At 33.1% G+C, this 13,983-nt stretch carries 11 protein-coding genes; 2 read left to right on the forward strand and 9 right to left on the reverse strand.

Annotated features, from left to right (window positions below):
• From ABD941_RS10585 to ABD941_RS10615, 7 genes are all read right to left on the reverse strand, one after another.
• Positions 1-1,776, reverse strand: coding sequence for a BatD family protein (locus tag ABD941_RS10585; protein ID WP_345274103.1), 1,776 nt, complete (start codon positions 1,774-1,776; stop codon positions 1-3).
• Between the two features lie 91 nt (positions 1,777-1,867).
• Positions 1,868-2,710, reverse strand: a complete 843-nt coding sequence (locus ABD941_RS10590) for a tetratricopeptide repeat protein (protein ID WP_345274104.1) — start codon at positions 2,708-2,710, stop codon at positions 1,868-1,870.
• Positions 2,711-2,832: 122 nt separating this feature from the next.
• Positions 2,833-3,870, reverse strand: coding sequence for a vWA domain-containing protein (locus ABD941_RS10595; RefSeq protein ID WP_345274105.1), 1,038 nt, complete (start codon positions 3,868-3,870; stop codon positions 2,833-2,835).
• 126 nt (positions 3,871-3,996) lie between these two features.
• Positions 3,997-5,001, reverse strand: a complete 1,005-nt coding sequence (locus ABD941_RS10600) for a vWA domain-containing protein (RefSeq protein ID WP_345274106.1) — start codon at positions 4,999-5,001, stop codon at positions 3,997-3,999.
• Positions 5,001-6,635: a hypothetical protein gene (locus ABD941_RS10605; protein ID WP_345274107.1), complete on the reverse strand. Its 1,635-nt coding sequence runs from the start codon at positions 6,633-6,635 to the stop codon at positions 5,001-5,003. The genes ABD941_RS10600 and ABD941_RS10605 overlap by 1 nt, the downstream gene beginning before the upstream one ends.
• A 72-nt stretch (positions 6,636-6,707) precedes the next feature.
• Positions 6,708-7,574, reverse strand: a complete 867-nt coding sequence (locus ABD941_RS10610; protein WP_345274108.1) for a DUF58 domain-containing protein — start codon at positions 7,572-7,574, stop codon at positions 6,708-6,710.
• A 90-nt stretch (positions 7,575-7,664) separates the two neighbouring features.
• The gene (locus ABD941_RS10615; RefSeq protein ID WP_345274109.1) at positions 7,665-8,666 is read right to left on the reverse strand and encodes an AAA family ATPase; all 1,002 of its coding nucleotides are present in this window, start codon (positions 8,664-8,666) and stop codon (positions 7,665-7,667) included.
• A 351-nt stretch (positions 8,667-9,017) separates the two neighbouring features.
• On the opposite strand from ABD941_RS10615, the gene ABD941_RS10620 reads away from it, so the two are divergent.
• Positions 9,018-10,151 (forward strand): ATP-binding protein, encoded by a 1,134-nt coding sequence (locus ABD941_RS10620; protein ID WP_345274110.1) that lies wholly within the window; start codon positions 9,018-9,020, stop codon positions 10,149-10,151.
• Between the two features lie 274 nt (positions 10,152-10,425).
• On the opposite strand, the gene amaB is transcribed toward ABD941_RS10620, so the two are convergent.
• On the reverse strand, positions 10,426-11,979 hold the full coding sequence (amaB, locus tag ABD941_RS10625) for an L-piperidine-6-carboxylate dehydrogenase (RefSeq protein WP_345274111.1): 1,554 nt from the start codon (positions 11,977-11,979) through the stop codon (positions 10,426-10,428).
• 208 nt (positions 11,980-12,187) lie between these two features.
• Between amaB and ABD941_RS10630 the strand changes: the two genes are divergently transcribed.
• Positions 12,188-12,409, forward strand: coding sequence for a hypothetical protein (locus tag ABD941_RS10630; protein WP_345274112.1), 222 nt, complete (start codon positions 12,188-12,190; stop codon positions 12,407-12,409).
• 146 nt (positions 12,410-12,555) lie between these two features.
• On the opposite strand, the gene ABD941_RS10635 is transcribed toward ABD941_RS10630, so the two are convergent.
• Positions 12,556-13,983 (reverse strand): T9SS type B sorting domain-containing protein (locus tag ABD941_RS10635; RefSeq protein ID WP_345274113.1); only part of this gene is annotated, 1,428 nt, incomplete at its 5' end.

Raw genomic sequence — 13,983 nt, forward strand, 5'->3', positions numbered from 1 at the left:
TTAACGTGCTTGTTTATCTATTAAAGCAATTGTTTTTGCTGCTTTTTTATAATCTTCTTGCATAGTTACGATATCTATAGGGGTGTAACGTGCCAGCTCACAATTTTGTAATATGCTACCAAAACTTTTAATAACCTCATTGTTTACCTGCTTTTCTTTTAGTAAACTATTAATCTTATCTTTACTTAACTCATTGGTTTCAATATGCAATTTTGCTTTTAAATAATTGTGTAATGCTTTCTCAAGAGCTACATAGAATACTTCTTTTTTGCCCAAAGATTTTTTTGCACTGCTTAAATATTTTCTAGCTAGTTTATCTGCTTTTCTGATTCTGTTTCCATAAACATCGGCATCTCTACTTGCTTTTTTTCGTCTAATAACAATAGCTAATGGAATTGCTAAAAACGGTAATAATAACAAGTTCCAAAACAAACTCGTTTTAAAGAAATGGCTTGGCTTGATGGTTTGAAAATCTGTTTTTGTTTTAATAAATGCAAACTGGTCATTATTTAAAACCACGGGTTGTTTATTATTATTTGAAACGGCACTTACCTCACTAGTATTTGTACTATTTGAAGGTCCGTTTAAAACATTAATGACAATTTCATCAGAAGATAAACGTTTATATGATTCTGTTTTTAAATCAAAATAGGAAAAAGAAATGCTCGGTATGGGATACTTTCCTTTGTACTGAGGCACTATGGTATAACTGTCTGAAATACGACCTTTCATACCTGTTAAATTTGTTTTTACACTCTCTTTATGCTCTGGTTCATAAACTTCCAAAGAACTTGGTAGTGATATTTTAGGTAGTTTAAAGAGTTTTAAATTTCCATTTCCTGTTGCACTTACTTTTAACTGTAAAGATTCTGATGCATCTAATTCTGTTTTTGAAGCCGTGACATCAAAACTAAAACTCCCTACAGCTCCTGTAAAATCTACTGGTTTACCAACTTCTGGCAAAGGTTTTACTTGTATTGTTTTATTTCCTGCTGATACGGTTTTGTTAACACGTGTCATTAAAAGACTTCCAAAAATATCCCGTCTTTTTGTTGGTACTCGTAATGCTATATTTAAACTTAACGGTTCTATGTTTAGCTTGCCTATTTTTTGAGGATATAATACGGCTTTTCGTAAGACTAAATAGCGATAATCTTGACCATTATAGGTGCCATTTTGAACCTTTTGTCCTTGTGTGTTTATGGCCTGGCTCCAAAAATCGTTGTATCGTGGGCTATCTATTTCATTCCAATTATCAACTGCTATTTTAGGCGACACATATAGTTTATACACTACGGTTATTGCTTCGTTTAAATATGGGTTTGTTTTTGAAACCTCAGCAACTAAATGAATGTTTTCTGATGCCAAATACGTAGGGTCATTGGGGTCTTTTGGAATATCAACGGCTCCTGTAACTTGAATTTTTACTGGTGTTGTTTTAAAACTTTCCCCATCAATAGTTATAGTTGCTTGGGATATTATAAAGTTTCCTCGCTGTTTTGGTGCTAAAAAATAACTGTATGTTTTTTTGTATGTACGAACTCCATTAATCCATGAATTACTTACGGATTGATTTGGTCCACCCACAACTGTAAAACCCGAAAAACTTGGCGGATTGAAGTTATCACCATCTTGATTCATTTCAAAATCAACACGCAAACGTTCATTTATACCTAGCTTTTGCTTACTTACTTTAGCTTCAAACTTTACTTGTGCTGAAACCACACTTGTAGCTAGTATAAATAGTAATAGGGTTATGTGTTTTATTGTTTTCATTTTATTTTCAAAGTGGATTCTTGCCTACGCAGGAATGACAAAATGATTATCTTTTTTCTTCAAACTACATTCTTCAAGCTTCAAACTTTTATTACCAATCTTTTTCAGTCTTTATTTTAACTCCTTTTTGTTTTTCAGCATTCATTTTTTCTTGAACTTTCTGCTCTTGATTATTCATGGCTTCTAACAAACTTTTTATTTGTTGTGGTGACAACTGACCAGGTTGTGGCTTAGGTTTTTGTTGCTCTTTCTTTTTCTCTTCGTCGCTTTTATCCTTTTTTTCATCTTTAGGCTTACCTTCATCGTCCTTTTTTTCGTCTTCTTTCTTTTCTTCGTCGCCTTTATCCTTTTTATCCTCTTTATCGTCGCCTTCTTTATCTTTATCTTGATTTTCCTTTTTGTCTTCGTTTTCTTTATCGTCTTTATTATCCTTGTCCTCTTTATCTTTATCGTCCTTATTTTTGTCTTGTTTGTCTTCTTGTTCTTTCAACTTTTTCTTAGCTACAGCCAAATTGTAACGCGTTTCTTCATCTGTAGGATCATTTCTTAATGCATTTTTATAAGCTTCAACAGCTTCTTTATATTTTTCGTTTTTCATAAAAATATTTCCGATATTATGAAATACTTTATGCTTTTCTGCTTTTGAAGTAGATGCTTCTACAGCTTGCAGATGCCTGTACAACGCTTCGTCATAATTCCCTTTTTCGTAATAGGAATTTCCTAAATTATAGGTTCCTGTAACAGTAGAAGGTTGTTCTGAAATGGCTTTTCTATAGGCCATTTCTGCAGAAACAAAATTGTCATCTTCTTTTAATACATTTCCTTCGTAAACATAATTATTAGCTTTTTTTAAAGCTTGTAATTGTGCCTTATTTTCTTGGGCAAAAGAAAATAAACCGAGAAACATTACTATAAGGTATACTATATTTTTCATTTTTATTTTATACTAAATTCTAAGATATAAAACTTAGATTTTTTGTTCGTTAAAGAATTTATAAAAATTATTAATTGTTTCAACTTATTAAGTTTCTGTCTTCGCAAGAATTCCATTTTCAATTAAAAATTCTCATTAAATAAATTCAATTTTTTTAACCATGCTGTTTTTCGTTCTAGCAAGAAAACATCTAATAGTAAAAAGAAAATACCAAATCCTAAAAACCATTGAAACTGATCTTTAAAATCTGCAAATTGTTTTGCTTCAAATTCTGTTTTATCCATTCCGTTTAAAATCTCACGGATGTTTGCTACAACATCTTTTGTGTTTTTTCCATTAATATATGCCCCGTTGGCTTCATTAGCAATATTTTGAAGCGTTTCTTCATTTAGCCGCGTGATAACGGTTTCGCCTTGATTATCTTTTTTATAGTTTAAAACAATTCCATTTCGTTTTTCTGGTATGGGTCCGCCTTTTATGTCTCCAACACCTATTGTAAAAATTCTAATGCCTTCTTCATGGGCTTCTTCAGCAATGGCTGCTGCTTCTTCGCTATGATCTTCGCCATCTGAAATAATAATAAGCACGCGATTTGTTTGCTCTTCATCATCAAAATAGGTTTTAGCCAATTTAATGGCCTCGTTTATGGCAGTTCCTTGTGATGATAGCATATCGGTATTCATGCTTTGTAAAAACATTTTAGCCGATGCATAATCGGTTGTTATTGGTAATTGTGGAAATGCTTTTCCAGCATAGGCAATGATGCCTATACGGTCACTTGCTAAATTATTAATGATTTGGGTAACAAGTTGTTTTGATTTTTCTAATCGGTTGGGCGCAATATCTTCGGCTAACATACTTTTAGAAACATCTATTGCAAAAACAATATCTACGCCTTCACGTTTAACGGTTTCTAATTTTGTTCCAATTTTTGGGTTTATAAGGGCAATTGTTAAACAAAGAAAGGCTAAGCTTAAAACAAAGACTTTTAGGGCGCCTTTGAATACAGACCTATTTGGGCTTAATTTTTTTAGTAATTGTTTGTCCGCAAATTTATTTTGTGTTCTGTATCTCCAAAATTGAAGTATCAAAAAGAGTAGGATTATTACTGGAATAATTCCTAATGTCCAAAGCCATATTTTTTCTTCTAATTGATACATTACTTATTTATTTGTTTTTCATGGAACTGTTTATTTGTTTACCACGCACCTTATTTTTATTCTATGTTCTTATTTCTCTTTTCAAATTATGAGATTTTCGTTTTCATAAGAATGAAAAAACTTAACTTATACGAAGCTTCTGAAAATAGTATTGCGTAACAATAATTCCAGTAGTAATAATAAGCCTGCTAAAATGACTAACGGGCGATATTTTTCTTCGTAATTATAGAACTTAAATTCTTCTATTTCTGTTTTTTCTAACTTGTTTATTTCATCGTAAATTTCTTCAAGTTTTTTATTGTTTGTTGCTCTAAAATATTTGCCTCCTGTAACTTCTGCTATTTCCTTAAGTAAAGTTTCGTCAATCTCTACTTGTATGCGTCCGTACTGAAAGTTACCATTGGGTAAAATTGCAACGGGAGATAATGCCATTCCGTTTGTTCCTAAACCGATAGTATACGTTTTGATACCATACTCAACGGCTAATTCACTGGCTATTTTTGGGTCTATAAACCCTGAGTTATTTACCCCGTCTGTTAATAAAATAATAACTTTACTTGTGGCTTTACTATCTTTTAATCTATTTACCGATGTTGCTAAACCCATACCTATAGCGGTACCGCCTTCTATTATTGTATTGTACTTTATACTTCTAAGCGACCTTAATACAATAGATTTATCACTAGTAATTGGTGTTTTGGTATAGCTTTCTCCTGCATATTCTACCAGTCCTATTCTATCATTTGGCCTGCCTTTTATAAATTCTGCTGCTACTTTTTTTAAGGCTTCTAATCTATTTGGTGATAAGTCTTTAGCCAACATACTAGCCGAAACATCTATTGCCATAACGATATCTATTCCTCGAGTTGTTTTTGTTTTGGTAGATACATCAACAGATTGTGGTCTTGCTAATGCTATAATAAGTAAGGCTAATGCTGCTAGTCGTAAAACAAATAGAAGATGTCTTAATTTTGGCAACCAGGAATTGGTAAGCTTAAAGCCTTTTAAACTTGATATTTTAAGTTCTGCTGTTTGTTTTTTGTATTTTAGAATATACCAAAGTACAGCCAATGGAAGCGCCAACAGCAACCAGAAAAATTCTTTATTTAAAAATTCTATGCCCTCAAACATTATTCTTCTAGTTCTTTAAGTTCAACTGAATTTAAAATACGTTCTACTATTTGATCTGCATAAACATCGTTTTCTTTCCAAGCAAGTATAATTTGCTGTACTACATTTTCGGCTGTGAATGCTAGAATGGTATACTTGCCTTTTTCAACTTGATCGGAGTTAGGAACCGCCATGTCCAATGTTCCATATACCTTTAGTCCTTCTGCTCCATTGGGTGTTTCAAACTTATCTTTTTTGGTAATAATATTTTGTGCACCTGCTGTTTCAAATGTTTTTAAATTCCCATCTATAGCTTGTTGTAGGTCAATTTCTTTGTCTCCTAAATTTTTAATCTTTGTGGTTGAAACGGCTACATTAAATTTATCAATCAAACTACCATAGCCAAATACTGTTAAGTCTATTTGTTGTTTCATCTCCTCAGGCAACTCTGGAGTCACTCGTTTTAAAACCTTAGGTGTTGTGATAGTTACTGGTGGAAAGCCGTAAGCACTAGTTACCCATTCTCCTTCTAGGAGTTCTTTACTGTCATGTCCTATAATCGTGTCCTTCACGTAACCAAATCCATATTTTAATGAAAACCCAACAACCGTTACTATTAATAAAAAGATGCTTAAGGCTACGGTTAATATAACTTTGTTGCGCTTCTTTTTACGTTCTTGCGCTTCTCTGTATTTTTCATCTAAAAGCTTTTCTTCTTCTGTTGGCTCAGGCAATGCTTCTTTTACATGGTCTATTTCTACATCAATAGTATCTCTATCAATTTTTGCGAGTTCTATATCTGGAGCAGACTTTGCAAATTTTACTAAATCGGCTCGTTTTAAAATGCTTTCTAGGTTTTTAATATCGTCTTTACTTAAATCGACTTGATTGCCTTCTTTTAGTAAATTAAGGCGATTGATTAATTCATCTGTAGTACTTTCTAAAGCGTGGTCGTAAACTTTCTCATCAAGATACTTTCTAATGATGAATGTAAGTTCTGAATAATAATCTTTTAAATTTTCGTGTTCTAAATAATGGCTTTCGTCTAATTTCTTAAGGGCTAGTTTAGCTCTATCATAAGGTGGCAGTAAAGCTATTTGTTCTTCTTCAGATAATGGCTTTTTTCTCCAAATAAACCAATACAATAAAAACCCTATGGCTCCAATTATTACTAAAACATATAGTAAATATATCCACCAGTTACTACTTGTTTTTTCTACAGCTATAATAGGTTTTATATCGTAAATCCCTTTTGTAGTATCTACAACAACGTCATTTATCTCAACTTTTAACGAATCGGTAAAAAATGTTTTATCGCCAATTATAATTTTTTGTCTTGGTATGGTATACGATCCTGAGTCAAATTGTGTCAAGCCATATTTTCTTATCAGGTTATATTTGTCTTTATTTTTTGTAGTATCTATTTTATAGGCTTCTACAACCTCTAAAGGCAAAAAGGTTTGTCCTTCTGGAAAAACAACTAGTTTTGTTGTATCTGCTTCAACTTGAATCTGATATGTAATCTGTTCACCAATTTTTATAGACATTGAATCTATAGTTGATGATACTTGAGCGTGTAAAGCAAAAGTAAAAAGGCAGAAGGCAAAAGTAAAAAAGGTTGATGAGCATCTATATCCAAAGACAAATAGCTTCATTCTATTAAAATTTCTATTTTTAAACTTTATACTTATCACTTTTAACTTTTAACTTTTAACTTTTAACTAAGATTAACCTCTTTTTTTAAAATATCCCAATAGCTTTTTTACATAACTTTCATCAACACGACAATCAATAGCGCCAGCTCCAGATTTAGTAAAACTCTCTTTGTAATAGTTCACTTTTTCAATGTAAAATTTACCATAATTACGCCTTACTGTTTTTGAAGATGTATTTACCAACATGAGTTCTCCTGTCTCTTCATCTTGCATTTGTACCATGCCTAAATTCGGAATTTCTTCTTCATATTTATCATAAACTCGGATTCCTGTAACATCATGCTTACCGGAAACAATTTTCATGGTTTGACGATAATCGTCGGCAATAAAATCAGACAGCACAAATACTATGGCTTTTTTCTTGATTACATTTTGCATGAATTTTAAAGCTTCTGCTAAATCGGTTTGTCTACTTTCGGGCTGAAATTCAATCAATTCACGAATAATACGAAGTACATGCGAACGTCCTTTTTTTGGCGGAATGTACAATTCTACTTTATCTGAAAATAAAATTAGCCCTATTTTATCGTTATTTTGTGTTGCTGAAAATGCTAAAGTTGCAGCAATTTCGGTGACCACTTCGTTTTTAAATTGCTGTACTGTACCAAATAATTCAGAACCTGACACATCAACCATAAGCATCATGGTTAATTCACGTTCTTCTTCAAATACTTTGACATAAGGTGCGTTATAACGTGCTGTAACATTCCAATCTATGTTTCTAACATCATCACCAAACTGATATTGACGTACTTCACTAAAAGTCATACCGCGTCCCTTAAAGGTTGAATGATATTCACCTCCAAAGATATGATCAGACAACCGACGTGTCTTAATCTCTATTTTACGAACTTTTTTCAGTAATTCTTTAGTGTCCATTTTTCAATTTACGATTGAAGATTTGTGATTTACGATTTCTTTATTTAAAGAAATCACAAATCGTAATTCGTTATTCTTAAATCTAAAATCCTATGGTACCTCTATCTCGTTTACAATTTTGTTGATTATGTCTTCTGAAGTTACATTTTCGGCTTCGGCTTCATAAGTAATGCCTATTCTGTGCCTTAGCACATCGTAAACTACGGCACGAACATCTTCAGGAATAACATACCCGCGACGTTTAATAAAGGCATAGCATTTGGCCGCTGTAGCTAAATTGATACTTCCACGCGGTGATGCGCCAAATGAAATTAATGGTTTTAAATCTGGCAATCTATATTTTTCAGGATAACGTGTAGCAAATATGATATCCAATATATACTTTTCAATTTTTTCGTCCATGTACACTTCACGAACAACTTCTTGAGCTTTTAATATTTGAGATACTGAAACCACAGGATTTACTTTATCCCAAGCACTTTTAAGGTTGGCTCTCATAATAAGTTGTTCCTCTTCAATTTTAGGATAATCTATAACGGTTTTCAACATAAAACGGTCTACCTGTGCTTCCGGTAAAGGATATGTTCCTTCTTGCTCAACTGGATTTTGGGTTGCCATTACTAAAAATGGCTTGTCTAACTTAAATGTTTCATCGCCAATGGTTACTTGTTTTTCCTGCATAGCTTCTAATAAAGCCGATTGTACTTTTGCCGGCGCTCTGTTAATCTCATCCGCTAAAACAAAATTGGCAAAAATTGGTCCTTTTTTTATCGAAAAATCATTAACCTTCATGTTATATATGAGTGTACCCGTAACATCTGCAGGTAATAAGTCTGGTGTAAACTGTATTCTACTAAAACTCCCATCAACGGCTTGTGCCAAAGTATTAATAGCTAATGTTTTTGCTAATCCAGGAACACCTTCTAACAAAATATGTCCTTGACCTAATAAACCAATAAGCAAACGTTCTACCATATGCTTTTGACCTACTATAACTTTATTCATTTCTAGCATCAGTAAATCAACAAAAGCACTTTCCTTTTCAATTTTCTCATTAATCGTCTTAATATCAATTGTACCTGTTTCTTCCATTATTTTTTATTTAATTAAAATTAATGCCTTTCATCCTTGAATTTGCTTTAGCAAAAGGCACGAATATACAGTCCTTATTTGAGCATTGCAAATTGTTAAATTTTTTATTGATACCATGTTAAAAATTGGTTAAAAAAAATGAATACATGTAATGATTTCGGTGTTTAACGTATAATTATGATAAGTTTATCTTAATTATACCTATTTTAAAATTTCTAACTTAGAATTAAAATGTCATACCCTTTAAACATAATTTATTATTTGACTACAAACTATTAAACTCGTTTTGAGTATTTTTATCTTCTTATTAATTTAACAAATAATCGATTTTGGTTGTTTTAGGAAGTTCCTATGATTAACAAACGTCTACTCATAAAACACCTTTTAGCTCATAATGATGAGAACAGTTTTTATGACAAAAAGCGAAAAATCGATATTAGTCATAAGGAAGGGAAAGCTAAATTTTTAAAACATATTTGTGCACTTTCCAATAGCAATCCAAAAAACAATTCCTTTATAGTAATTGGGGTTGACGATGAAGACAACAATATTATTGGGGTCGATTTTTTTGATGACAGTAAAATACAAAATCTCATTAATGCCTATTTAAGCCATCCGCCCATTGTTCAATATGAAAATATTCCGTTTCCGCATTTACCTGACGATAAGGTTGTTGGTTTAGTAACCATTAGACCTACTGGTAAGATTACATCACTCAGAAAAAACATTTGGAAATATTACGGTGGTTCTGTGTTTTTTAGAGATGGCAGTATGAGCATGCCCAAAGTTTTTGATGTTGAAATTAAAGATGTGAATTCTAAAATTGTTGAAGCTATTGAAAAACATGCACAAAACAATATTGAGCATACTTTAAATGGGGTGTTCGATTTTATGAACAGCCGAAAAGATTTTAATGCGCAATACAAGGTTTTTAAAGAGTATTTTGTAGTGTGTTGGGCAGGACAAAAAAAGACGGTTAAAAAAGAGGTATTCTTTTCTAGAGTTGATATTGAATTGATTAATGAGCAAGTACGCTTGTTCTTTTCAACCTTAGACGAAGTATCTATTTCGGTTACCGACGATAGTTTTACAATTATTGAATATGTAAACCTCGGGCTCCAAGGCTCTAACAAATATTACCCATTAGAGGAAACCATTATTGATTTTGAAGACAATGCCCATTATAATATAGAAACCACACTTTTATTTGAACCTCCTCAATTTGATAAAAAAGTATTACACCATATTTACAATACCAATAATGCACTATTGGAAAAACTAAAAAAAGGACTTACACTTACTAAAAGGGAAATATTAGATTTAAAGAACCTACCTGCCATGTATCTGATTTGCTACCTTAATTTATTCCACGATGCTTTAGATAAATTAAAAGAATCAAAACCATACTTAAAAGCTTATAGTCCTGAAATATATGGTTTATATAAAGAATCTTTAAGAATATTAAGAAAAGTAAAATACAGCTAACTCTTTAGTAACTTAACCTTAAATTAACTTTAAAGTTTTGTGTTTATAGATAAAATAGTCATTTTTGCACTGCTATTAATCATTTTAATAAACCTTGTGCTCCAAATCGATTTTAAAATCAGAGTCAAGGTTTTTTTTATGCTTTAATGTTAAATATAGCAAAGTTGTTTACCCCTTTTAATAAAAGCTGATTCCAATCTGCATCTTTAAGATACAAAAAAACCGTTTCTTAATTAAAACGGTTTATAAAAATATTCTATAATTATATATCGGCTTACAAATCAAATTTAATACCCTGAGCCAAAGGTAATTCAGTCGTATAATTAATCGTATTGGTTTGTCTACGCATATATACTTTCCAAGCATCAGAACCTGATTCGCGTCCGCCACCAGTTTCTTTTTCACCACCAAAAGCACCGCCAATTTCCGCTCCAGAAGTTCCAATATTAACATTGGCAATTCCACAATCAGAACCTTGAACGGATAAGAATCGTTCTGCTTCTCGTAAATTATTTGTCATAATTGCCGAAGATAAGCCTTGAGCTACTTCATTTTGAATATCAATGGCATTTTCAACATGACCCGAATATTTTAACAAGTATAAAACAGGTGCAAAAGTTTCGTGTTGTACAATTTCAAAATTAGGCTTTGCTTCTGCTATGGCTGGTTTTACATAACATCCACTTTCATAGCCTTCACCAGAAAGCACACCACCTTCAACAATAATATTTCCCCCTTCTTCAACTACTTTTTGCAATGCGTTATTATACATTTTTACAGCATCGGTGTCAATTAATGGGCCTACATGATTGTTTTCATCCAAAGGATTTCCAATTCGTAATTGCTTATAGGCATCAACAACAGCTTCTTTTACTTTATCATAAATAGAATCGTGAATAATTAAACGACGTGTTGATGTACAGCGTTGTCCTGCTGTACCAACTGCTCCAAAAACAGCACCTATTACAGTCATTTTTATATCGGCATCTGGTGTTACGATAATGGCATTATTTCCACCTAATTCTAAAAGCGATTTGCCTAAACGACCTGCAACTTCTTTGGCTACAATTTTCCCCATTCTGGTAGAACCTGTTGCTGAAACTAAAGGAACTCGAGTGTCTTTTGTCATAAACTCACCAACTTTATAATCACCATTAATCAAACAAGAAATACCTTCAGGTAAATTATTTTCAGCAAAAACTTCTGCTACTATATTTTGGCAAGCTATACCACATATAGGTGTTTTTTCGGAAGGTTTCCAAACACAAACATCGCCACATACCCATGCTAATGCCGTATTCCAAGCCCAAACAGCTACTGGAAAATTAAATGCTGAAATAATACCAACAACACCAAGCGCATGATATTGCTCATACATGCGATGTCCAGGTCTTTCTGAATGCATCGTTAAACCGTGAAGTTGACGTGATAAGCCCACAGCAAAATCGCAGATATCAATCATTTCTTGCACTTCTCCTAAACCTTCTTGGTAGCTTTTACCCATTTCATAAGACACTAATTTGCCAAGGGCTTCTTTCTTTTCACGTAATTTTTCGCCAAACTGTCTAACAATTTCACCGCGTTGTGGTGCAGGCATTATTCTCCATGTTTTAAATGCTGAAGTAGCTGCTCCCATTACAGCTTCATAATCATCTCTCGTAGTCGCTTTTACTTTTCCAATTAATTGCCCATCTACTGGCGAATAGCTTTCGATAATATCTCCATTCGAAAAATTATTTAAGCCTGTAGAAGTCCCTTCATTAACATCCTTTATCCCTAAAATTTTTAGAGCTTCGTCTATCCCAAAACCAGTTGCTATTGTATTCATTAATTATTGATTTATTAATTATGTCTAAATTATTTGCGAATATACTAATTTAAAGTCGTTTTTATTAAAATTCAATAAAGATAAAATCATTAACTTTAGTTGCTAGCACATCCCTTTTTTCATAAAAAAAAGCATTGTTTTACTAGTCTATATTCTCATTTTTATTCTTGTGAAAATGAAACAAAACCCTTCTTAGAAATTAATCATAATGAACCTTAAAAGGCTAAATTCTCAATTGTTATTTATCGGTGGCGCTGGGAATATTCGAAAAGACAACCTATCTGCTGTAAAAGAAGCTGAATATCGTCAAAAACTAGAAGAAGCTATTCGCATAGGTTATGGCATTCTAAAAAAATGGCGCAAGTTTAGATGCTGCCAAAAAAAACAACCATGGAGTTTAATCCCCAAAGAATATTTAGAGTTTCTATGAGTGATAAAGGTGAATTATATATTGGAATGTTTAAAGAATAATCTAGAACATTTTAATATTTTTAGTACTATTACTAATAAATAGCTCTCCTTAATATCTTTAAGTAAAACCATAAATGAGGTTAAAAGAAGATTTAAAATATCTAACTAACGCTTTAAGGTAAAACTGCCTGTAAACTTATAGCCTTCTATGATGATAACATACCAATAATCATTAGTAGGCAAGTTTTGGTTATTAAATGTTCCATCCCATGAAAAAGGACTGTTCCTAGAAAATTTAATTAACTTTCCATAGCGATCAAAAATGGAAACTTCTGACGAACTGAAGTATTCGATTCCGCTTAAACTAAATGTATCGTGGGTTCCATCACCGTTTGGAGTAAAATACCTTGGAATAAAGAAGTGTAAATGTTCAATAGTTACAATACTATCACAATTAATTTCTTTAACAAAAATCGTGTAAAAACCTCCTTCTACATTAGAAAATATATTACTTGATTGAAAAATAATGCCATCAATAGAATACTCAAAATCTCCTGCATTAGTTGTTGTAACAATAATATTATTACCATCTGAAACAACCGCCTTTATTTTTGGTGTTTCAAGTTTGGAAACATTGAAGCTTTTTGTTTCAAAAGAACAATTATCTCCTGAGATTTCTACTGTGTAAGTTCCAGAAACATGAACAGCTATTTCATAACTGATATCGCCCGTACTCCAGACATAACTAGGATTTGATATATTAGTTTGAGCTTCTAAGATTAATATTTCTTCATCGCAAAATGTTACATCCTCTTCACTTATAGGTAGAGCAATTCCTACCTCCCAAGCACAACTACTTGTGTTAAAAATTGGCGTATCCCGACAATCTAACACTGGAGGCTGAACAGGTTGCGTGCCTAAGTTTTCCCATGTACATAATGTTTCATTGAATTGGTAATCGTCCCAACAGTTCACTGCGGTTGGTATAGTTGGTTGTGTCCCGGTAACTTCCCAAAGACAAGTCGTGTTATTGAAGGTAGCGGTCTCCCAACATTCCAAGCCTGTTGGAGCGGTTGGTTGTGTGCCAGTGACTTCCCAAAGACAAGTCGTGTTATTGAAGCTTGCGGTTTCCCAACATTCTAAGCCTGTTGGAGCAGTTGGTTGTGTACCGGTGACTTCCCAAACACAGGTCGTGTTATTAAAGGTAGCGGTCTCCCAACATTCCAAGCCTGTTGGAGCGGTTGGTTGTGTACCGGTGACTTCCCAAAGACAGGTCGTGTTATTAAAGGTAGCGGTTTCCCAGCATTCTAAGCCTGTTGGAGCAGTTGGCTGTGTCCCGGTGACTTCCCAAACACAGGTCGTGTTATTAAAGGTAGCGGTCTCCCAGCATTCTAAGCCTGTTGGAGTAGTTGGTTGTGTGCCAGTGACTTCCCAAAGACAGGTCATGTTATTAAAGGTAGCGGTCTCCCAGCATTCTAAACCTGTTGGAGCGGTTGGTTGTGTGCCAGTGACTTCCCAAAGACAGGTCATGTTATTAAAAGTAGCGGTCTCCCAGCATTCCAAGCCTGTTGGAGCGGTTGGTTGTGTACCGGT

Origin of the sequence: Flaviramulus aquimarinus, assembly GCF_039543205.1 — a bacterium.
Lineage (GTDB): Bacteria > Bacteroidota > Bacteroidia > Flavobacteriales > Flavobacteriaceae > Flaviramulus_B > Flaviramulus_B aquimarinus.